This window comes from Legionella sp. PC1000 (genome assembly GCF_014109805.1).
Classification (GTDB): Bacteria; Pseudomonadota; Gammaproteobacteria; order Legionellales; family Legionellaceae; genus Legionella; species Legionella resiliens.
Map to the genome: position 1 here is coordinate 40,367 of NZ_CP059403.1, position 21,886 is coordinate 62,252.

Genomic DNA, 21,886 nt, shown 5'->3' on the forward strand with positions numbered 1-21,886 from the left:
CTAATGTATCAACTATTGATAAATTCAATGGTTATCAATAAACTGCCTTCAATAATTACTATAGAACTTTATAAACTATGGCCAATAAAAAACGCAAAGTATCCCTGGATGACTATGTATCTTGTTATCACTATTTTGAACGTGCCATTCAAAATAATCGATTTATGACTGAAGAGACGAACAATTCGGTGAAAATAAAAGCAATCCAAGCCTTTGCTGAATTCAAAAACACGGCGCATGATGAAGAAACAGTACGCTTGTTTCAATTATGGCTTGATGAATTCGTAGATCCTCAAGCTTTTAGTCGCTGTTATCGTGCTCTGAATCAAAAAAAATATCTGGTCGAGAAAACTCTGCGTACTATCACCATCAGTGATGAAGCGTATAACGCTTTAAAAGACCTCGCACATCAAAAAAATATCAGTCTCTCACAGGCGATAGTGGATGGCTGTACCGTACTGCGAGACAAAAATACTGAATCAATTAGACCATCGATAAACACGGACACATTAAAACCTAGTAACATCAATCCAAAACCAACTGGTTTGTCAATCCCAGTGATAACATCAGTAGCTCTTGGCAACACCAATGTCATTTCCTTGTTTGGTGATGAACTTGATAAGTCATCAGACGAGGAAGAGTCAGACACTGAGTTTGATTTCTTTGATTTTGAAGAAGTACGCGAATGGCCACGTAAACCCGAGGGCTATGATTTTAGAACCAATGAGTCCTATAAAAAATACCGCAAATATATTGAGCGTCTTACTATTAAAAAACCAGACGAAAAATTACTGGACACCTTTAATAAAACGATTAATTATTACCTAACCGAAGACAATTGCCACCAGATTGGACCACATCTGCTTTCAATCCGTCATGAACTCTTAAATCAAAAACTCTTTTCTCAAAAGTTTAATCCTGAACTCTTTGAGATCAGTAAGGGGTTTAACGTAGGTAATCTCACCATGGATGATTACGAGGATGAACTGATTTTTCTTTTAGGATACATCTTTGGCTGTACCACGGCCTCCATTACCGCAGGAAATAGACAACCTACCGTGTTTGCAGGTCACCCAAACCATGTTCAGCTGGCTTACAAAACCTTCCATTACCTTGATGCCTTCTTGAACGATGAAGTGAAGTCCTTTGCCGCACGGTGTCATAAAAACACCAAAAGAAAAAATCGAACTACCCGTGCAAAATGGCATGGATGCCACCTGGTCGGAGTGATGCTGAACTCTATTATTGATGATGAAGAAGACTATATGTTGTTACCCCAATCAGAATATGAACAATTGTCTCAATATTCCTTTAAAAAAGTGCATGAGTATTTTGATGAAAACGAACCGCTTGGTGGTTGGTGGGATCCAAAAAAACATCCATTTAGATAACCTAAAGCCTGTAATATCATCAATAAAAGTGGGTCACTAAAAAAAGAATGACTGAACACAATTTATTCGATAGAATGACCAAGATTTAACCGTTCGAAGGAAAAGCACTCGGTTGATTGTTGTTTCAAACCAAATTAAGGAAACGTGGTAATGAGTAACATTCTGAATATTAAAAATCAATTTTCCCCCTCAATAAGCAACCTTAAGACCTTATTTTCACGGTTTTTATACGCTGCTTCAAAAACCGCAGATACACCTCAATCCAATACGTAAAAAAGGTACTGGTAATTAACTCAATAATTAAGAGGTTATCCGTTACCCTGCTTATCGTAATCTTACTCTGATAATCAGGTGACACCATTTCGATTTAAAAAAAATGGATGACCCATTCGTTGTAAGGAAGAATCATGTCGTATCAAAAAGTGGAACTTGAGTTGGCTTCTGATATCCATCAATCAGAAGACATGGAGCAGGACACTCGCGCTCAGAAAACAAAAAAAGATAAAGAACGTTTTGAGAAGATTGTAACGACTCAAAATAAAATACAGAAAATCAAGGTAGATCTGAATCAATTGATTCAAGCGATGAACCAAAATCCAAGTCTATTATCGAGGGCTGCCAATTTGTGGAATAAAATCCCTTTATGGCAAAAAATTACCGCAGGTGCAGTGCTTACCGTACCTCTTTTGTTGACTGGGCTCATGGCAAATCTTGCAGCCCTCATTACACTCAGTATTGTTACAGCAATTGTTTATACAGCAAGCAGTTTCCTTCTTGATAATCATCAGAGTCAAAATACAGACAATAGCGAACAATTAAATGCAGGAATTTCAAGTCTTGTTGAGCTTCTGGATACGGTTATTTCAATTTTAGACCTCTTGCGCGAACAACTGGCTATTGAAATTGATGCATTTCAGAAAGAAAATGAACGTCTAACCGAGAGTGTTCAACAATTTTGTGAGCAAATTAAGACATTAAAGTCACAAATCAGTGAATTGAATGATACCGAAAAGGCACTGCGTGCAACTCAGATTGAACTCGAATTGACTGCCAAAACGCTTAAAGGCTCTATTGAGGAACAGTCTCAAGTTTTAGAAAACACTCAAAAGGAATTAGAGCAGGTTGTTCTGGCGTATAAAGACAATCAGAATCAGCTATCTGATAAAATTAAAGAACTTGAAGACATTAAACTAAAAATGGGTAAAGAGGTTGACCAGGCACAATCGATTACCCTCGTTCTGAGAAGTACCGTGGAGGCCTTATCAAAAACGGTCATTGCAGATGAAGAACAAAGAACTTCATTTCAATTAAGACTCAATGAGTTTCTTACCAATAAAGAAAAAAGTTTTGATCAAGTTGCGGAACGAATATGTGAGGCCGAACGCAAACTCGCAGTGGTTACGAAACAATTAGAACAAAGCAATCAAAGGTATCGCACATTGTTAGACAGGCAGGAACAACAGATTATTCGTCTGGAGCAACTGGATGCAGAACAATCCAATGAGGTGCAGGAGTTCAGTAATGAGGTTAAGCCAAGCCTTAATGGGTTTTATGCAATTAAAAAAGAACCTCCATTTTTTCCTGCTTCTACCCATAGGACACAGATGGTTGCTGTAGTATAACCGGTGTTTTTTTGCAATTATTTTGAACTAAAACGAGTAAACCAATATGGAAATAAGAACAGTAGCTTTTGAATCTGAGTTAATTATTACGTTAGAGAACAATCAAAAGGTGGTGATTACCCCTTTTAAAACTCATGAACCTGGAAATTTTAAATTGGGAATTGATGCGCCTAAACAGGTGAGCATTAACAGGCAGGAAATTTATTTAAGAAAACAGGAACAATTAAAGAAAGAGAAGGGGAAGACATAAACTGATTCCTGATGGCTTTTGTTATCAGGAGATGAGTGGATTTTTATTAGCATTTATTCTGGAAATAATAAGGCTTGATGGTTTCATAAAGCAGGTCGTTAAGGTGGTGTATCACTCGATGAATTAAAATATCATGGGCATCGGTGAATTGATGGGCGATTACATCACTGACTGCATCAGTCGTTTGCTCTTCTTTGGCCAGGATTAACAGTAGATGCTCTGGTTGTGTGGAAAGAAATTCGTTAATTAGCGGGCGAAGCAGTTCTTGGGTCACCTCTTTTCTGGATAAATAAATTAAACACTCGCGCTCCAGTGTATAAAACAATTTTTTATTCATGGTGTATCCCTTTGCAGCCAGCCCTCAATATAGGTGATGGTTTCTTCTATAGTACTTACTTCCTGATTATAAAAGTACATCAAATAATCCTGAGCTGTTTTTCAATCAGTGGATAATCAAAAGCCTCAAGGCTTTTTTCATGCATTCCAAATCAAATGGGAAGTTCCTGAGTCATTAAGGTTAACAATTCTTTTAACATCTCATGAGTCAGGTAATTTTTCAATGCTTCGTCACTGTGTACGATAGACAACTGGTGGAATGAATAATTTAAGAATATCTATGGCCTGTGACTGAGTCAATGGTTTAGTTAATAAGCACCCATTCTTGGCTCAATGCATCCCCTCATTTGAAGAGCAATGCAAAAATAAGGACTTACTACTATGCTTTCAGTAGAGAAACATTTAAGTTGATAAGATGCTATTGATACCGGTCAGTATGATTATTTTAGGCATTGGGTTTCTTGGTTCAGGCGCATTTTTAATTTTTAGATTACTGCGACAAACCCTTTATTATCGTGTGCAATGGATTTCTTATCTGTTACTTATTGCTTTTTTTATTTTAAGTTATGCCGGCTGTATCGTCTATGGCATTTATTACGATCCCCATTGTCTTAATTATTGGTATGCCACACTCTTTCTTCTTGGAGGCGTTTATGTGTATTTATCCTGCAATTTAATGACGAACACCATGAATAAAATGGAGTTAATGGATGACATCACCCTGCGGTATGAATTATTAAAACAGCGCAGTACACTCGATAGTTTGACTGAGTGTTTAACTCGAGATTATTTATTAGAGGTTTTGAATCACCGTTTTCAGAAAATTAAACTGGATGAGGGGATGTTGGTGATACTCTTTATTGATATGGATGGTTTTAAAGCTATTAATGATAATCATGGTCATGACATAGGGGATAAAGCATTACAGCAATTCACTCAACTCCTAAAACGGCGTTTACGAAAAGAAGATTTAGTCTGCCGCTATGGTGGGGATGAATTTATTGTACTAATGGAGCATATTGCGATTGAGGATGCTCAAAAAATTGCTTCGGATATTGTCCGAAGAGCCAGGCAATTGAGCCAAGATAACGTGCAATTGACTGGTTGTTCTATAGGTATTGCAGTGTTGAATAAGCACTCGTCTTCCATCAATGAAGTCATAAAAAAAGCCGATATTGCCTGTTATGCGGCGAAGCAAAAGAAGAGCAAAAATTCTGTTTGTCTGTACAGCCATGCGTTATCTGCCGCTAATCACTCCAAAAACTAACATTAGAATATTTACGATTATCAATCCTTAGTTGTCATCTTTTTAGAAATGTATCTCATTGAGTTTTAATGGGTTGATTGACAACATACCCTTATAGGTATATACCTATAAGGGTATGTTGGAGAACATGTCATGCCCAAACTTCCTGAACATCATAGTGAATTATCCCGACTTAATCGAGCTATAGGTCAGCTTGAAGGTATTAAGCGGATGATTGAAGAGCAGCGTTATTGTGTGGATATTTTGTCGCAATTGCGTGCTGTTCGAAATGCTGTAAAAACAATTGAGCTCGGCGTGCTTGAGCGCCATGTTTTAAATTGTCTTAATGAGGTTGCTTGCCATGGCAGTCAGGAATCGCGTCAGGAAAAAATGGATGAAATAATGGGCTTGCTTAAAAAATACGATTGAGGTGAATGATGAGTACACATAACCACAAAACTGAGCACACCAAAGAGGAGCACAGTTGTTGCGCTCATCAACATAAAAACCCTCCTGCGTCCAGTGTTGATAAAGAGACAGGAACTACAATGTATACCTGCCCAATGCATCCGCAAATCCGTCAAGACAAACCCGGAACTTGTCCCATTTGCGGCATGGCGCTTGAACCTGAACAAGTGAGTTTAACAGAGCAAAAAAATCCTGAATATCAGGACATGTTTTGGCGCTTCATTGTGGCATTTGTCGCCAGTATTCCCATTGTGATTTTAGCGATGGGTGAACGCTGGTTGAGCGCATCGATTCCAGTGCCTTTATCCTTATGGCTTCAAGCAATGCTTGCCACCGTGGTGGTTTGGGGTTGCGGCTGGCCATTCTTCGTTAGAGGTTGGCAATCGCTTCGATCACAACGATTGAATATGTTTACTCTAATTGCCTTAGGTACGGGAATTGCCTGGGGGTATAGTTTAGTAGTAGTTATTTTCCCCCAATGGTTTCCCCTTCATTTGCAAGAAAATGGGATGATTCCGGTATATTTCGAAGCGGCAGCAGTCATTACGACTCTGGTGCTTTTAGGTCAAGTATTGGAGTTGAAGGCGCGAGAACGCACAGGAGATGCTATTCGCGCGTTGCTTCATTTAAATCCTACAGTCGCTCATCGATTAAATGATCATGATAAAGATGAGGATATTACGCTTGATGAGGTGCGCGTAGGGGACAGATTACTAGTGCGTCCGGGCGAAAAAATCCCGGTTGATGGGGAGTTGATTCAGGGTCAAAGCGATGTCGATGAGTCCATGCTAACCGGTGAGCCTATGCCTGTTGCAAAAGAAATAGGCAATCACGTCATTGGCGGGACCCTCAATCAACAAGGAAGCTTCATTATAAAAGCCGCCCAGGTGGGCAAAGATACGTTACTTGCTCGTATTATTACCCAAGTCAGCGAAGCGCAACGCACTCAAGCTCCTATTCAACGGTTGGCTGATGCTGTTTCAGCCTGGTTTGTGCCATTGGTTTTAGGGATTGCAGGGCTTTCGTTTCTCGTCTGGTTTTTAATAGGGCCTGAGCCTTCTTTAAGTTATGGACTAATTGCTGCTATTTCCGTACTGATTATTGCCTGCCCTTGTGCTTTGGGGCTTGCAACGCCTATGTCAATCATGGTGGGGATTGGTGAAGGCGCACGACGTGGTATCTTGATTAAAAACGCAGCTTCTTTAGAGCTATTACGAAAAGTCGACACACTTGTTGTGGATAAAACAGGAACATTGACTCAAGGCCATCCAGCGTTAACCCAAATTATCCCAAGTATGAATTGGCAAGAAGATGAACTGCTGCGTCTTGCGGCATCCCTTGAGCGTCATAGTGAACATCCACTGGCTAAAGCCTTACGTGATGAAGCGCTAAAACGCCAAATTAATTTGGAAGAGGCCACAGATTTTATTGCAGTCAGAGGTAAAGGCGCTCAAGCCAAAATCAATGATGCGATTATTGCCATTGGCAATGCCCATTGGTTGTCTGTTCCTGGTGATGAGATTCCTGATGCGGCATTAACAGCACAAAAAGAGGGAGCTACTGTGATTTATATGACGGTCAATAAACAATTAGCCGGTGTCTTTATGGTAGCCGACCCTATTAAAGAGTCGAGCCAACATGCGGTCGCCTCCTTAATAAAAAAGGGCATTCAAGTCATCATGCTCACCGGTGATAATGCCATGACAGCTAAAGCGGTAGCCCAACAAGTTGGTATTCAAGAAGTCATTGCTGAGGTGCTGCCCGATGAAAAGAGCAACGTAATTCGCAAGCTGCAACAAAAAGGACATGTGGTTGCCATGGTGGGGGACGGGGTTAATGATGCCATTGCGCTGGCAAAAGCCGACATTGGCATTGCGATGGGAACCGGTAGTGATGTGGCGATTGAAAGCGCTGGCATGACCTTATTATCAGGTGATTTAAGCAAACTTTTAGAAGCCTACGAATTATCGGTGCATACGGTACAAAATATTCATCAAAACCTCTTTTTTGCCTTTTTTTATAATGCACTGGGCGTGCCGGTCGCGGCAGGCGTTCTTTATCCACTTACAGGGTTGTTGCTTAACCCGATTATAGCCGGTACTGCCATGGCACTCAGTTCCGTGTCAGTGATTGTCAATGCGTTGCGTTTACGTCATAAACTGTCATGATAGAATAGCAATGAAGGGAATGTCATTTTAGGGATAGAGTATACATGATAAAACAGAATTGGGGATTCACGTGTTTTTTGATGGGTGTTATCGCGCTGATACCTCTCTTGGGGTATGCAAAGCCTCCTTTAGATCTTAAAGAGCTTACGCAGTTGGGTATTCAAAATAATAAGGATTTAAAGGCAGCACGTTTTGCCATTGCTATTGCCGAAGCACGTCTCACGCAGTCAGGGTTATGGTCTAATCCTAGTTTGAATTTAAATAATAATGATGACAGGTTATTTAATAACGAAGGGGAGTATTCTCGCAGCATCAACTTTAACCAGGCCTTTCCCATTTCAGGCCGAATAGGCAGACAAAAAACGGTTGCACGTATTGATATTCTTCGCGCGCAGGCGGAAGTGTTTGAGGCGACACGCCAACTCAGTGCAAAAGTCGCCAATGCGTTTTATACGGTGGTGGTTGCAGAAAATCGGATGCAACAACTTAATTATTTACAAGGTATTAATCAAGAATTAGTACGTGTCATTCATAATCGCTACCATGCAGCTGAAATTTCTAAATTGGATGATAATTCAGCTCGCATCGAATACGCACGAATCAAACAAGAAAAACAACTATTAAAAAGCCAACTGATTAGCCAATATGCGCTATTAAATCAACTTATTGGACGCGCACCTAATGCGTCGTTGCACGTTGAGAAAACGATTAGGATAGCGAAAGGTCTTCCTTCTTTAGGAAGTCTAATCAATCATGCACTCAATAATCGTCCTGACCGGCGAGGCTTATTACTCGCAGAACAGCGTGCATTGGCTGATAGGCGCTTGGCACAAGCAGAGCGCTTTGCGGATTGGAATTTAGGTGTTGGCGTACAGCAAGATAAAATTGTGGTAGAAGGTGCCCCACCCCAACAAGCCGACCGCACTTTAGGAGTTTCGTTATCGATTCCCCTGCCGATACTGAATCGTAATCAGGGACGAATTTTAGAGGCGGGCGCTACAGGTGCTCAGGCAATGATGGCCATTGATGCCTTAAATCTTGCTATTGAAACTGAAGTCACCAGCAATTACGGTCAGCTAAATGCGCTTAAAATAAGTGTGGTACAAACGCAAGGAACCTCTCTTCGTTTAGGACTTGAGAATGTGACACTTGCCCGTGAAGCGTATCAAAATGGGCAAGTCTCTTTTCTTAATGTCTTACAGGTCCAACGGCAACAAAACGAGGTACAAATGGCGTATTTAACGACCGTGGGGCAATATTTTCAATCGTATGTTGCCTTATGTACGGCTATTGGAGCACCGCATTCAAGCGAGTTGTGCTCTTATTTATCTTTCACTAAGGACACGACTAAATGATTCATGGAACTCATAGTACCCGCCAAAGAGTGCGGTTAGTTTTTTTGCTGGGGATCCTTTTGCATTCATCACTTCTTATCGCGCATGGGGATGAAATTGAAGTAAATACCTCAGGCCCTGCACAGGCGGTTACATTAACACCTGAACAAACCACGATGCTGGGCATTGAAGTATCTGAAGCCACAGCGCGTCCAATGGCTGAGTTTTTGACGTTAAATGGTCAAATCCAATTGTTACCCAATGCTCAAGCCGATGTTAGCGTGCGTATTAGTGGTGCAGTGACTGATATTGTTGCCAATCTAGGTGATACGGTAACCAAAGGACAAGTTGTAGCTACCGTGCAATCGCGTCTCGTTGGAGACCCTCCACCCAGTGTCGCGGTAAAAGCACCCATTTCAGGTGTTATCGATGCACGCAACGTGAACTTAGGCCAAGCAGTAGAGCCTAATACCGTTTTGTTCCACATCAGTAACCGCGACCAATTGCTGGCCATTGCCCAAGTGTATGAAGAAGATTTAGGTAAGATTAAACGAGGACAAAACGTTAATGTCCATGTTTTAAGTTATCCAAATCGAATTTTTCCAGGCAAGGTTACGCTGATTGAGCCCAACTTAGATCCCTTAACACGCAGTGTGAATGTACAAATCAGTCTTGATAACAAAGAAGGGTTACTAAAGCCGGGCATGTTCATGCGTGCCAATGTGGTTTTGCGCTTTACAGAAGGTGCGCTCACGATACCTAATAATGCCGTACTTGAAATCGACAACGCCACCTTTGTGTTTGTAAAGAATGGCACCACCTATGACCGAACGGCGGTAAAGCTCGGGGGTCGTGATGATAAGTACACTGAAATTATAGAAGGCTTAGTGCCAGGGGATGCGGTTGTGACTCAAGGAAACCGTGAATTATACACCTTATCCTTAAGCGGTGGTGGCAGCAAAAAAAACGGTGACAAGGAGTCTCACTAATGTTTACTCGCTTAATTGCCTGGTCGTTACATAATCGTCTTTTGATTCTAGCCTTAACACTGGTTCTTTGTCTTTTAGGTGGTTACACCTTAAAACAAATGCCGGTGGATGTGTTTCCTGAATTTGCGCCACCGCAAGTAGTGGTACAAACCGAAGCGCCGGGCATGGCAACGCAAGATGTCGAAACGCTCATCACCTACCCTTTGGAAAGTGCCATTAACGGCACTCCAGGGGTGGCTAGCGTGCGCTCAAAAACCTCTGTTGGTTTATCGACAATTACAGTGGTTTTTGATGATAGAACCGATATTTACCGTAACCGACAACTGGTTAACGAGCGTATTCAACAAATGAGCAACAGACTTCCACCTGGGGTTAATCCCCCGGTGATGCTTCCTGTGACCTCAGCTGTGGGTTGGCTTGTTAAATACGCCTTAATCAGTGATACCGCAAGCCCAGAAACTTTGCGCACAATTTCGGATTGGACGATTAGGCCCAGGATTTTGGCCTTAGGTGGGGTTGCTTCAGTGGTATCACTGGGTGGTGAAGTGAAACAATACCAGGTGCGGTTAATTCCTGAACGCATGCTTGCCTATGGTGTAACCATTGAAGAAGTGCGCCAAGCATTAACCACCGCCAACCAAAATGTACCCGGTGCTTTCGTGCACCAGGCAGGAAGCGAGCTTGTGGTAGGAACGGTTGGTCGAATCCAATCCCTGGAGGACATTAGAAAAACCGCGATTACAGTGCGAAAAGGAGTCCCCATTACCATCAATAACGTGGCAATCGTCGCCTTTGGTGGAGAAATTAAGCGTGGAGATGGCGCTTATAATACAAAGCCTGCGGTGATTGGCACGATTTCCAAAGCCTATGGTGCTGATACGGTGACAACTACTGCTAAAGTGGAGCAGGCTTTAAAGAACATCAAGCAAACACTGCCCGCGGGTGTTGCGCTTAAAACCGAAGTCTTTCGACAAGCCAATTTTATCGAGTCTGCGATTCATAATTTAACCCGCGCACTTTTGGAGGGCGCGATTATTGTTATCGCCGTACTGTTTTTGTTTTTGATGAATTGGCGCGCTTCGTTTATTACATTTCTTTCCATGCCGGTATCTTTTGTCATTGGTTTATTGGTATTGCACTATTTTGGCATTGGCATTAACTCGATGACGCTAGGTGGGATGGCAATTGCCATTGGTGAGGTGGTGGATGATGGCATCATTACCGTAGAAAATGTGGTGCATCGCTTAAGAGTGAACCGCCAAGAAATTAATCCACTACCTGCAATTGAAGTCGTTTTTGATGCCGTGCTTGAGATACGAAGTTCCGTTGTTTACGCCACCGTCATTATAAGCCTTGTTTTTTTACCGATTTTCTTTCTATCAGGTATTGCTGAGCGTATTTTTAGTCCCTTGGCCATTGCTTATATTGCTTCGGTATTGGGTTCGCTTGTGGTGTCCATTACTATGGTGCCGGCACTTTGTTATCTCTTATTGGTTCGAAGCCAAGAAAAAAAGGAAGATGCTGAGGTGAGCTTGCATGCGTTGTCCCAACGCGAGCGTCATTATGGGGTTGAGCAAAAGACAGAACATAATGCTGAGTCTGAAACCCGTTTTGTCCGGTGGCTTAAGGGACATTTTTTAACTGCCTTACACTGGTCTTTGGCACATTTTAAAGCGGTAGTTGCGATGTCTCTGGCCGCATTTTTATTTGCGCTCGCTTTACTTCCTTTTTTTGGTACTTCGTTTTTACCTGAATTTCATGAAGGAAATTTCATTGTAGCCATGAGTACCTTGCCTGGCACCTCCTTAGAGGAATCAATGCGCTTAGGTCAACAGGTGCAAAAAACCTTAATGCGTTATCCGCAAGTCATCTCAATTGCTCAGCGTGCCGGACGCAGTGAGTTGGATGAAGATGCACTACCGCCTAATGTCAGTGAATTTGATTTGCGTCTTGATTTTAATAAAAACAAATTCATGCCCCCTGATGAACTGTTACGGCTCATTCGTGCAGATTTAGCCAATATTCCCGGAGCCGTATTTAATGTGGGGCAATTTATTGCCCACCGCATGGACGAAGTGTTATCAGGAGTCCGGGCGCAGGTGGCAGTGAAGCTATTTGGTGATAATTTATCCACCTTAAATGAGTTAGGACAATCGTTAGAGGCTGTCTTAAAATCGGTTCCAGGGGTGGTCGATGTGAACAAAGAGCAGCAAATTAATGTACCGCAGGTCATTATTAAAATTGACCGTGAAAAAGCCGCACGGTACGGCGTGAATGTGGGGCAGATTTCTGAAGACGTGCAAGTGCTTTTAAATGGCGTGAGTGTTTCGAGTGTTTTAGAAGGCCAACGCACCTTTGATTTATATCTTCGTATGGATGAGCCGGGACGCGACAGCATTAAAGCCATTCAAAAAATGCTCATTGATGCGCACGGACAAGCTGAAGCAAATTTAAGCCAAATTCCTTTGCGCGCGGTTACTGATATTAAAGTAGAACCACAACCTTTTGCGATTAATCGGGAAAATGTGCAGCGGCTATTAGTTATTGGTTTTAACGTGCAAGGACGTGATTTAGGCAGTGTGATTGCCGATGTTGAACAAGAGGTGCAAGAGAAGATTAAACTGCCTGCGGGATACTTCATTCAATACGGCGGTCAATTTGAAAGTCAACAGCAGGCATCCAAAGTGATTCTTACCTTTGGCGCTTTAGTTATTTTTATTATGCTTATTTTGCTGCATAAAGCCTTCGGTACCTTTAGAGAAGCCTTATTGGTGATGTTTAATTTACCCTTAGCATTAATTGGCGGAGTCATATCTCTCTTTATCGCCAGTGGCGAGATGAGTGTGGCCGCCATGATTGGTTTTATTACCTTATTTGGGATTGCAGCGCGAAATGGGATTATTTTGGTTAGCCATTACAATCAATTGCGTTTGCAGGGAAAAACACGCGAGCAAGTGGTTATTGATGGTACGCTTGATAGATTAGTGCCAGTGTTGATGACCGCCGCCACCGCAGCACTGGGGCTTTTCCCCCTGCTTTGGGGCTCACCTGCCGGTAAAGAATTGGAGCGTCCTTTAGCCCAGGTGCTGTTAGGCGGGTTATTAACATCAACCGTACTTAATATGTTTGTAGTCCCGACCGTCTATAACGCCATTGAACAATGGCGAGAAAAACGAATCGCTTTAAAGGATAATCAACTAGGAGAAACACCATGAAAACACAGCAATGCAATAAAAAATCGGTATGGCTTAGTTTAATCATGAGCCTTTTTATTTGGACAATGCCTTTGGGACTCTTTGCCAATACTGCTGAAGTTTCTAAAGTAGCTATTCCTTCCACAATACCTGAGATTTGGAAGGCTATTGATGCACAGGCTGCATCCATTACTCAATCATTAAAAGAAAACCAGTTAACCTCCATTCATGAGCATGCGTTTGCCATTCGCGATTTAGTCAACGCACTACCCCCTTTAAGTATGGACTTATCCGATGAGCAGAAAAAATCATTACAAAGTAATTTAAACTTTGTTGCGCAGTTGGCTACACGCCTTGATAAAACGGGAGATGCCAACGATAAAGAGGGGACTCAGGCGAATTGGGATAAATTGGAAAAAATATTAACGCAATTACGCGCGCTTTATCAAACCTCACAGTCTAATTAAGGATTACATTGATGAAATTGTTTTATTGCGTTCATGGAGTACTATTAAGTACGCTGTTTTTAGGACAAGCTCTTGCAAATCAAGAGCTTGTTTCTCGTAAAACGACTGATCCTACAGTATTATTGATTAAAAAGTTCCAAACCGAAGTGGATGGTAAACCAGCTGAGTTGTTCCGCATCGAACAGCCCGATGGGGCATGGGGATATAAGGGGGTCAAAGGTCAAGTATTTGATGCGATTGTAAAAAATCAAACGGATAAGCCCACCGTCTTACATTGGCATGGTCTTATTGTTCCTAATGATCAAGATGGGGTACCTTATGTGACGCAAGCACCTATTCCCCCAGGCGGCGAGTATCATTATCATTTCTTACTTAAACAGTCTGGGACTTATTGGATGCATTCGCATCATGATTTACAAGTACAGCAATTTTTATCAGCCCCTTTGATTATTGCTGATCCAAACGATAAGGTGAGTGATAAAGAGGTTACTTTATTTATCGGAGATTTTAGTTTTAAAAAACCAGAAGTGATTCTAAGTGAGTTAAAAAAAGGGCAAATGACCCACATGCATCATGGCAGTGGGATGTCTTCTATGCCTATGGATAATGCGGCACCTGATTTAAATGATGTCAATTATGATGCTTTTCTCACCAATTATAAAACTTTAAAAAATCCTCAAATCGTTCCCGTTCATCCAGGAGATACTGTTCGATTACGTTTCATTGCGGGTTCTGCAATGTCCAATTTTTTTATAAATACAGGTATTTTGAAAGGAGAGGCAATCGCACTCGATGGCCAATCGATTCAACCGGTACAATCCGAGCAATTTCAACTGGCTGTGGGACAACGACTTGATGTCCTGGTGACTATTCCCCAGGGTGAAGCAGCATATCCTATTCTTGCTCAAGGCGAGGGGACGCAGATGCAAACGGGTTTAATACTCGCAACGCCTAAAGCGATTATTCCTAAACTTAATGAAAAAAATTCAAGTAAAGCAGGGGCTTTAAATTATGATCAGGAGTTTCAATTTAAAGCATTAAACCCACTGCCTGATAAAACACCAGGCCAAATCTTAACCGTTAATCTAGAAGGCGATATGATGCGCTATGAATGGACTATTAATAACCAAAAGTGGCCAGACATCAAACCTTTAATCGTTGATGGAAATAAACGCGTTGAAATGGTCTTTAACAATAAAACGACCATGGCTCATCCTATGCATTTGCATGGTCATGTATTTGAAGTAACCGAGATTGATGGTAAAAAAATAAAGAATGGCTTGTTGCACGATACGGTCATCGTGTTGCCAAAATCAACAGTGAACATTCAATTCGATACCGATAATCCTGGTAATTGGATGATGCATTGCCATATGCTGTATCATCAAGAAACGGGCATGATGACCCTAGTGAGTTATCGCGATTTTAAATTGCCAAAATTAATGATGCACCATTCGTTGTAAGCTCCATTACAGTATCTGCAAGGAGCTTGAACATTAAGCCATTTTTTCGCATTCTTCAGCACATTGATAACATGCATCGGCACATCGCTTGCAGTGTTCCATGTGCTGATGCTTACTGCATTCATCGCCGCAAGCACGGCAAATTTTAGCACATAATCCACAAATTTCTTTAGCAAAGGATGAACCCCTGGCCATCATCTCTGCTGCAAGGGCGCAGATTGCTGCACAATCACGATCCAATGTAATACAACAGGCTAGGTCTTTACGGTTGTCATCTTCGCTGCAAGCCGTTGCGCAATGCTCACATTCAGCTACACATTTTTGGCAGGCTTTAATACAGGCCTCATACTGTTGGTGGGACATGCTATTCTCCTTTTGATGGTTCATTTGCATACCATTGATTACGCCATGTTTTTAATTGCTCAATTTCTTTTTGTTGGGTGTCAATGATTTTCTGAGCCATTTCCTTGATTTCTGGGTGTGTTGCCTTGTCTAAGGCATCTTTTGCCATCATAAGGGCAGCCTGGTGATGAGGTATCATCATATCAATGAAGCGTTTATCGTATTGGTTGTCTTTTTTTCCTAACTTGTCCATCATCATTTGATCCATTGCACTTTGACATTGGCTCATTGAGCCCATATTACACGCACAATTTTCTTTTGCCCAAAGTGTATTAGGGATTATAATGGTAAGCGCAAGACTGCTGATAATTAATAATTTTTTAAACATTAGGCTTATCCTTGTCCAGTTTTATGAAATGATTTAATGGTTCTTTCTTGAACCATTAAGGAACTCAATAATTTTTATTACGTCTTTTTTTGTAAAGGGCTTACGAAAGACTCGCTCCTTGTTCTCTTCTGATAATGCATAATCTTCGTGTGAAGATATACCTATAATAGGGGTTTTTTTGCCAATGCGCCAATTGTTCTGAATTTGATTAATTAATATAGTTCTTTGGTGAATGTTTATATCAATTAAAATAAGATCGTATAATGTAAAGGACAGGTACTCCCTGGCAGATTCAAAATCCCAAGCAATATCTAGATGATGCCGAAAATTGAGGAATTGGGAGCGAATAACAATTCGCTTCGCTAGGGAAGGTTCGACTATTAAAAAAGAATAAGACTGTGGTGTGGACATTTCTTACCTTAATAGGTGCTATATACCACAGCATAGTTTATTATAGTGCAATTTTTGTCATTACAGGCTTCAGGAGTGGGATGTAATGCAATAATAGTAATTGTCTTTTTTAGGCCTCTAATGGTGGGTTTTAAGATCATAGGAATCTAAGTATTAGAATTTCATATCAATTTTAAAATATCGCATCCCATCAAAATTTTTTATTTCAATAAAATATCACTTGTTTTTTTTCTTGACTGAATATTTGAATTTTACAATAGCAAGATTAACCTCTATGCTTGCTTCCGTTTCAGATGTGTCGAGGTCATCAGGAACCACTAGATCCGAAATTAAATTACCTGTTTTTTGCATGAGCTCTTGGTACTTTGGTGAATTTTGTGGGGTTTGTGGTATTGCTTTAATAGTACGTGATATTTCCCTTACTTTGGTAAAAGTTTCAATAATGGCTAAAGTAGTTTCTGTTGCTTTTGGGCTTTTTAATATAGTAGCTAGCATATAAAGACCTTTCTCAGTGAAGGCTTTAGGGTTTACTGTTGAATGCTTTAGTCCATCGAACCGGTGGAAATTTTCCACCAGTTCATTCTTTTCACGCTTATTTAGTTGAATAATATAGTTATCAGGAAACTTATCCGGGTTGTTTTTGACTGCTTTATTAATATCTCTTGTTTCTACTCCGTATAAAGCGGCGATGTCAGAATCGAGAATAACGTGTATGTTTCTGATTTCTATTATTTGTTCTTCTACGTTCAATTGACTGATGTTCATTATTAAATCCATGATTATAACCTGATAGGGCATTATAAGGCGTGCTGAGTTTTTATCCCAGAATATTTATGAGGGTATAGGTTATTTAAGCAGTCAGATAGGTGTGTTATTGTTTGGGGTAGATAACGTACCTTATCTACCCCAAACATGATATTATTGAAAAAAACTCATGGAGAAGTTCTTGAATTTACTGGATGCTCAAAATGACCAAAATCGAAAGTTTGGGGTAGATAAGGTTTTTCATCCATTGGATGTTCATTTTGATACCAATTCGTTATCGGCCTGGTTGTCATTTTATTTTCAGGTTCATGTCAAAGGTGCGCCCGAAAAAACAGTTCAGGCGAAACAAAAAGACTTATCTAAATTTTTAAATTTTTTTCAGGTCGAAGTAGGGCACGACCAGGTAGATAATTGGACACCAGCAGTAAGTAAACAATTTCAACGTTCCTTATGCAATACCATTTCGGAGAAAACCGGAAAAGCATACAAAGCGACTTCCATTAATCGGACCATGGCAACCATTCGTCATGCAGGCCGTTGGCTTTATCAACAACGACCCTTAATTGCGGGCGATCCTTTATCAGGGGTTAAAGATTTACAGACAGATGCTCCAGAATGGAATGGCTTGAACTCGAAACAGCTTATGCGCTTAAAAGCAGCCTGCGAGCAACGCGCTAAAATATGTACTCGAAAAAATCAAAATGCATTATTGGAAACTGCTGTTTTTTATGTGTTGTTGGGAACAGGTTTGCGGGAATCTGAATTGGTCTCATTAAATGTACACCAATTTCATTCAAAAGGGCTTCATTCTGTAGTACGACATAAAAGTAAACGGGTGACTACTAAAATTCCCTTACCGCAAGAAAGTAGAGAACATTTGGATAATTATTTAAAGAGTCGAGCTATAGAATCTGACCAACCCTTATTTATTAATAGGGCAGGGAATCGTATTAATACTCGGAATATATTTCGAATATGTCAGCGAGTTTTAAAACAAGTGCTTGCACTTTTACCAGAGAATGAGCGATTTGAATTTACACCTCATAAACTTCGGCATACTTTTTTGAAAAAAGTAACAGATAAGCATGGAGTGCATTTTGCTCAGGAACTTAGTGGAAATGTTTCAATAAAAGAAATTTTTCGTTATGCGAAGCCCAGTCAGGACGAAATGCAGGAAACAATAGAAGAATTATTTGAATCATAATTTGGTCTTATTTAAGCCATTAAAGTAAAGTAGATGTTAATGAGAATAAAATACAAAACGGTGGACAACTAATGAATAACAGAAATGATCTCATGATCCGCTTTGATAAGGCTTGGAAGCAAGGTGTAAAAAAAGTTGGTGTTGAATTTTTTAACCTAAAAGCATCCTCACTCAATGATGCTCACAAAAGATGGCAGTTAGAACCCAACTATCAATTCATTAAAGAGTCCATAGGCGGTTATAGCCATAGCAAACAAGTATTGCTTGCTACGATGTACTCTTTTTTTGATCCTGAGTGCGGTCAAGAACTACTTGAAAAAGTTGGTACATCAAACTTTGTTGATGCTCGATCCTACCTTGATGAAGAGGGGGTTTACATTATTTCTGAGCTTTGGAATAGCCATTACGGATGGTGAAATTCTCCCGAAATTCAGCATGTCCTTTATTTCTGGATTTCCATCTATCAGGATTTAATCATTTAGAATTTATCTGTTAATAATTGGGTTAGTATTTGGGTCAGTATTTCTTGAAATATAGAACTGAGTGCTATATAATTACACCATATAATAAAAAGAAATATGGAATGTTATTTTGCGGGTTTTTAAAAACAAATGGTTTACTAAATTTGCAAAGAAAGAGCGTATTTTAGATTCTCAATTATGTAAGTTAATAAAAGAGATTGAAAAAGGATTAATCGATGTTGATTATGGTGGTGGAGTTATAAAGCAAAGGCTTGGCAGAGCAAACCAAGGAAAGTCGGGTGGGTATCGGTGTATTATTTTATATCGATATAAAGATCTGGCCTTTTTAGTGTATGGATTTCCAAAAAATGAACGTGACAACATAAGCCAGGAAGAAGAGCAAATATTTAAAGATTTATCTCAGCAGATGCTGGGCTTTTCTGGTGATGACATTGAGCGATTGCTCCAATCAGGTGCACTTGTGGAGGTACTATATAATGAGCAAAAATAAAACATATAAAAGTGAGGTTTTTGAGGCTGTACATGAAACTGTTGTTGATATGTTTGATGCGGGTGTTATTGATAAACAAACAATGCGACAATTTGATCGCGCATGTTTAACCCCGATACATGAATTTTTACCTGTAGAAATAAAGGCATTGCGTGAACGAGAAAATGTGAGCCAACCCATATTTGCGTATTGTCTTAATGTATCTAAAGATCTTATTAGCCAATGGGAGAGGGGGCTTAAAAAACCAGCAGGTACTTCTTTGAAATTACTTTCTTTAATCGAAAAGAAAGGACTAAACGCTATATTATAAATATATGAGACGAGTCAGGATACCTGTGATTACGATTGTAACCCAATCTTAATCACAAATAGAAATGGAGGCACTTACCCAATTTTTTAGCCGAAGAAGAGTCTTATTGCCCTAATTCAGAATCCAGATAACCTCGGACTGCTTTAAGAATCTCAACCAGGTAGTAATCCATCTTTTGCCATTCACTTTCACTGACACCAAAAAAAACGGAAAAACGAAGCCAGTGGCTGAATAAAGCATTAGTAATGGCTTCGATGCGCATATCCTTTTTAAGGAAATCACAGGTGATGGTGTGAATGGCTGTGTTGACCGCTTCGGTCTGCTCCAGGGCAATTTTCTGCGGCACGTTATCCAATTTTTCAGGGTGGGTCAGATGTTTTTTTAATTGTTGCATGGAATCGTTTAGCGCACGAATTTCCTTGCTTAATTCTGGCTTGGGCAGGGAGTGGGTAGTTGATTTGACCAGTTTAATGACGGGCAGCATGTGGTGGAAAGGGTCAGTCTTGCCCAGTGTTTGTTCACTCACTCCATTTATAGGAGCCTCCAGGATAAACCAGAAATAAAAAAGGCTCATTAAAATGATTTTAACTTCATACCCCTGGGTTATCAGCTCCATGAGTGTTTTTTCAATGCCAGCATGGGCGATGAGAACCTCTTTTTGAAATGCATTGGCAGCGGGCGTTTTTTGGTTGTATGTCTGTTCGGAAAGGTGGCGAATTTCACTTAAAAGGGATTCCGTTTCTTCATAATGAGCGCTTTGCTGGGCTTCTATTTTTGCATGCTCTGCGGTGGCGTACGATTCCATTAAGCGATAAATATGTTCTTGAAAGAGGCTCACTAAGGGTAGGCCATAATCAAAATATTGTGATTCTTTGAGGGATTTGTTTTGAAGGTGAGTGAAATAGCCCATCACCCAACCAATTTGGATGGCTAATTGATTGAGAACATAATGGTCTGAAAGCCCATCGAGTTCTTCTCTCCATTGTGCGCATTGTTCTGAGCCCATCAGCAGCATGAGTTTTGTCAGTGATTCATCAGAGCAGAAGGGGGTAGGTTGCTTTTTCTTGCTTCTGATTCCTGGCTGATTATTTATTTCGTCAAACATGTCCATGATTTCTCGCCCAAGGCGCATGGTTTGCACCACGATGCTGCCAGGGGTGATGGTGCGCAGTTGATCAAGATGGATTTTCTTTTTTTCCGTACTTTTGACGCTGTGATTGATGGGGTGTTGTGCAAAAGCATCGAGTGAGGCTTTTGCCTGGTGCTGGATGAGCGTAAGGAGAGATGGTACTAAAGCTTCTGCTTTTTTAACGGTGTGTACCGTGGTGATTGTACCGAGGTAGGCGCAAAGATAACCACACAGAATTTGAGGTATCTGCACCAGTTTTTCTTCGATGAGTACCCATTTGAGTTCTTCCAGAAAATGACTACAGCTTTTCATGGTGTCGTATTCAAGATCAGTTAACGAAAAATAAGCGTCTTCGTCAAGCAGTGCGTAATTGACATCGGGGAGCATCGGGGCTTGGTAGGAAATCATAAATTCTTCTTGTTACAAAATAGAAAGGGCTGATCCTGTGCCAAAATCAGCCCTTTGTGTTGGTATATGCAAGTCCAACCTTGCAAAGATGAAGCAATGATAATAGGTTTTTTGAAAAATTCAAGGCAAAAAAAAGCCCCAGGATATGGGGCTTTGAACAGATTAGTTCTAAGGGCAAGATAACAAAGTATTTTCAGCAATGCTCCAAAGATCTCGATTTATTTTGATATTTTGATCAATTGCTTTAATTTGCCGGCTTCGAGCGCGTCGCCAGCGTCCTTTCTCATCCTGTCTGTAGCCAGGCAATCCTCCTTTGATAAGGTTCTCTTGAACGACATTTAAAACAGAAAATAAATCACGTTTCATGTCTTCACGTCGCCTTGGAGTTAACAGAGTTTTTGCCTCGATGACCAGGTTATCATCCTCACTAAAACGAAGAGCATGCGCTTGTTGAGCAAAATCCAGAAGCTTCTCATTAGTTAATTGAATCCCCTCCATTTGCTCTACGGCGTCAAGCATTCTGTGAGACGACTCAACAACTTGATAGGTTCCTTCAATGACGTTGCCAATAACATCACCTTGATGTCTAACGCGCACTTCATTGTAGTTTTTACCGGCAACCATACCATTGGTGCAAATCTGACGATACAGTCCTGCCATCAAACGATACGAGGACATGCCATCGTGAGAGTTGACCAATACCAGTTCAGGAAATAAACCGCCATCCTGCTCGTGATAGTTTCTATGTCGAAATCGGACCATGTGTTTTGCAAAGGCCTTCCTTTCTTCATGTCTACTCGCTGATTGTGTTGCCTTGGTTGGATAGAACCCTTCCTGAAGCAATACATTAATGATGTCAGAAGTGGCAATTGGCTGATATCGCTCACTGGTATGTTCAGCAGCTCCGTGAGTAAATAGCGAAGGGGCTGCTTTATAAAGTTGTTCTGTTGTTAAAATATTCATTATGTACTCCTGATTCAAAGAAAAAGGAGCAAGTCCCTAATGGGAGTCTTGCTCCCATTAGGGTTA

22 protein-coding genes are annotated in these 21,886 nt (G+C 40.7%); 15 read left to right on the forward strand and 7 right to left on the reverse strand.

Annotated elements, in window-relative coordinates:
• Window positions 1-77: 77 nt before the first annotated feature.
• The 3 genes from FOLKNPGA_RS18640 (at window position 78) to FOLKNPGA_RS18650 (ending at window position 3,263) form a co-directional block, all read left to right on the forward strand.
• Entirely contained in the window at window positions 78-1,391 is a 1,314-nt protein-coding gene (locus tag FOLKNPGA_RS18640) for a hypothetical protein (RefSeq protein ID WP_182352943.1), read from the forward strand.
• A 407-nt stretch (window positions 1,392-1,798) separates the two neighbouring features.
• On the forward strand, window positions 1,799-3,013 hold the full coding sequence (locus tag FOLKNPGA_RS18645) for a LegC2/C7 family Dot/Icm T4SS effector (RefSeq protein ID WP_182352922.1): 1,215 nt from the start codon (window positions 1,799-1,801) through the stop codon (window positions 3,011-3,013).
• A gap of 46 nt (window positions 3,014-3,059) precedes the next feature.
• On the forward strand, window positions 3,060-3,263 hold the full coding sequence (locus tag FOLKNPGA_RS18650) for a carbon storage regulator (RefSeq protein ID WP_061401120.1): 204 nt from the start codon (window positions 3,060-3,062) through the stop codon (window positions 3,261-3,263).
• Window positions 3,264-3,309: 46 nt separating this feature from the next.
• Here the strand turns inward: FOLKNPGA_RS18650 and FOLKNPGA_RS18655 are convergent, their stop codons facing one another.
• Window positions 3,310-3,600 carry a histidine kinase gene (locus tag FOLKNPGA_RS18655; RefSeq protein WP_182352923.1) on the reverse strand — a complete coding sequence of 97 codons (291 nt, stop codon included), beginning with the start codon at window positions 3,598-3,600 and terminating at the stop codon, window positions 3,310-3,312.
• A gap of 414 nt (window positions 3,601-4,014) precedes the next feature.
• On the opposite strand from FOLKNPGA_RS18655, the gene FOLKNPGA_RS18660 reads away from it, so the two are divergent.
• The 8 genes from FOLKNPGA_RS18660 to FOLKNPGA_RS18695 all read left to right on the forward strand — a co-directional run bounded on the left by FOLKNPGA_RS18660 (window position 4,015) and on the right by FOLKNPGA_RS18695 (window position 14,928).
• The gene (locus FOLKNPGA_RS18660) at window positions 4,015-4,866 is read left to right on the forward strand and encodes a GGDEF domain-containing protein (RefSeq protein ID WP_230305021.1); all 852 of its coding nucleotides are present in this window, start codon (window positions 4,015-4,017) and stop codon (window positions 4,864-4,866) included.
• A gap of 132 nt (window positions 4,867-4,998) precedes the next feature.
• Window positions 4,999-5,274, forward strand: coding sequence for a metal-sensitive transcriptional regulator (locus tag FOLKNPGA_RS18665; protein WP_061401123.1), 276 nt, complete (start codon window positions 4,999-5,001; stop codon window positions 5,272-5,274).
• Window positions 5,275-5,279: 5 nt separating this feature from the next.
• Window positions 5,280-7,481: a copper-translocating P-type ATPase gene (locus tag FOLKNPGA_RS18670; protein WP_370529215.1), complete on the forward strand. Its 2,202-nt coding sequence runs from the start codon at window positions 5,280-5,282 to the stop codon at window positions 7,479-7,481.
• Window positions 7,482-7,525: 44 nt separating this feature from the next.
• Window positions 7,526-8,836 (forward strand): TolC family protein, encoded by a 1,311-nt coding sequence (locus tag FOLKNPGA_RS18675; protein WP_061401125.1) that lies wholly within the window; start codon window positions 7,526-7,528, stop codon window positions 8,834-8,836.
• On the forward strand, window positions 8,833-9,804 hold the full coding sequence (locus tag FOLKNPGA_RS18680; protein ID WP_061401126.1) for an efflux RND transporter periplasmic adaptor subunit: 972 nt from the start codon (window positions 8,833-8,835) through the stop codon (window positions 9,802-9,804). Before FOLKNPGA_RS18675 ends, FOLKNPGA_RS18680 begins: the two co-directional genes overlap by 4 nt.
• Window positions 9,804-13,019 (forward strand): efflux RND transporter permease subunit, encoded by a 3,216-nt coding sequence (locus FOLKNPGA_RS18685; protein ID WP_061401127.1) that lies wholly within the window; start codon window positions 9,804-9,806, stop codon window positions 13,017-13,019. The genes FOLKNPGA_RS18680 and FOLKNPGA_RS18685 overlap by 1 nt, the downstream gene beginning before the upstream one ends.
• Window positions 13,016-13,465 carry a hypothetical protein gene (locus FOLKNPGA_RS18690; RefSeq protein ID WP_061401128.1) on the forward strand — a complete coding sequence of 150 codons (450 nt, stop codon included), beginning with the start codon at window positions 13,016-13,018 and terminating at the stop codon, window positions 13,463-13,465. The genes FOLKNPGA_RS18685 and FOLKNPGA_RS18690 overlap by 4 nt, the downstream gene beginning before the upstream one ends.
• A gap of 11 nt (window positions 13,466-13,476) precedes the next feature.
• Complete coding sequence (locus FOLKNPGA_RS18695) at window positions 13,477-14,928, forward strand: multicopper oxidase family protein (protein ID WP_061401129.1); 1,452 nt, start codon at window positions 13,477-13,479, stop codon at window positions 14,926-14,928.
• A 33-nt stretch (window positions 14,929-14,961) separates the two neighbouring features.
• On the opposite strand, the gene FOLKNPGA_RS18700 is transcribed toward FOLKNPGA_RS18695, so the two are convergent.
• The 4 genes from FOLKNPGA_RS18700 to FOLKNPGA_RS18715 all read right to left on the reverse strand — a co-directional run bounded on the left by FOLKNPGA_RS18700 (window position 14,962) and on the right by FOLKNPGA_RS18715 (window position 16,846).
• Window positions 14,962-15,291, reverse strand: a complete 330-nt coding sequence (locus FOLKNPGA_RS18700) for a four-helix bundle copper-binding protein (protein ID WP_061401130.1) — start codon at window positions 15,289-15,291, stop codon at window positions 14,962-14,964.
• Between the two features lies 1 nt (window position 15,292).
• Complete coding sequence (locus FOLKNPGA_RS18705) at window positions 15,293-15,658, reverse strand: DUF305 domain-containing protein (protein WP_061401131.1); 366 nt, start codon at window positions 15,656-15,658, stop codon at window positions 15,293-15,295.
• 33 nt (window positions 15,659-15,691) lie between these two features.
• Window positions 15,692-16,069: a response regulator gene (locus FOLKNPGA_RS18710; RefSeq protein ID WP_061401132.1), complete on the reverse strand. Its 378-nt coding sequence runs from the start codon at window positions 16,067-16,069 to the stop codon at window positions 15,692-15,694.
• Between the two features lie 216 nt (window positions 16,070-16,285).
• Window positions 16,286-16,846 (reverse strand): ORF6N domain-containing protein, encoded by a 561-nt coding sequence (locus FOLKNPGA_RS18715; RefSeq protein WP_080443406.1) that lies wholly within the window; start codon window positions 16,844-16,846, stop codon window positions 16,286-16,288.
• A 169-nt stretch (window positions 16,847-17,015) separates the two neighbouring features.
• Between FOLKNPGA_RS18715 and FOLKNPGA_RS18720 the strand changes: the two genes are divergently transcribed.
• The 4 genes from FOLKNPGA_RS18720 (at window position 17,016) to FOLKNPGA_RS18735 (ending at window position 19,320) form a co-directional block, all read left to right on the forward strand.
• A complete protein-coding gene (locus FOLKNPGA_RS18720; protein ID WP_255466122.1) occupies window positions 17,016-18,038 on the forward strand; it encodes a tyrosine-type recombinase/integrase in 1,023 nt (340 codons plus the stop codon).
• A gap of 71 nt (window positions 18,039-18,109) precedes the next feature.
• On the forward strand, window positions 18,110-18,454 hold the full coding sequence (locus FOLKNPGA_RS18725) for a hypothetical protein (protein WP_255466123.1): 345 nt from the start codon (window positions 18,110-18,112) through the stop codon (window positions 18,452-18,454).
• Window positions 18,455-18,629: 175 nt separating this feature from the next.
• Window positions 18,630-19,010 (forward strand): type II toxin-antitoxin system RelE/ParE family toxin, encoded by a 381-nt coding sequence (locus FOLKNPGA_RS18730; protein WP_182352953.1) that lies wholly within the window; start codon window positions 18,630-18,632, stop codon window positions 19,008-19,010.
• A complete protein-coding gene (locus FOLKNPGA_RS18735) occupies window positions 18,997-19,320 on the forward strand; it encodes a DNA-binding transcriptional regulator (protein WP_182352954.1) in 324 nt (107 codons plus the stop codon). The genes FOLKNPGA_RS18730 and FOLKNPGA_RS18735 overlap by 14 nt, the downstream gene beginning before the upstream one ends.
• Window positions 19,321-19,423: 103 nt before the next feature.
• On the opposite strand, the gene FOLKNPGA_RS18740 is transcribed toward FOLKNPGA_RS18735, so the two are convergent.
• Together FOLKNPGA_RS18740 and FOLKNPGA_RS18745 are read right to left on the reverse strand one after the other, a co-directional pair.
• Window positions 19,424-20,857, reverse strand: a complete 1,434-nt coding sequence (locus tag FOLKNPGA_RS18740; RefSeq protein ID WP_182352955.1) for a hypothetical protein — start codon at window positions 20,855-20,857, stop codon at window positions 19,424-19,426.
• Between the two features lie 168 nt (window positions 20,858-21,025).
• Window positions 21,026-21,820, reverse strand: coding sequence for a DUF932 domain-containing protein (locus FOLKNPGA_RS18745; RefSeq protein WP_182352956.1), 795 nt, complete (start codon window positions 21,818-21,820; stop codon window positions 21,026-21,028).
• Window positions 21,821-21,886: the final 66 nt, after the last annotated feature.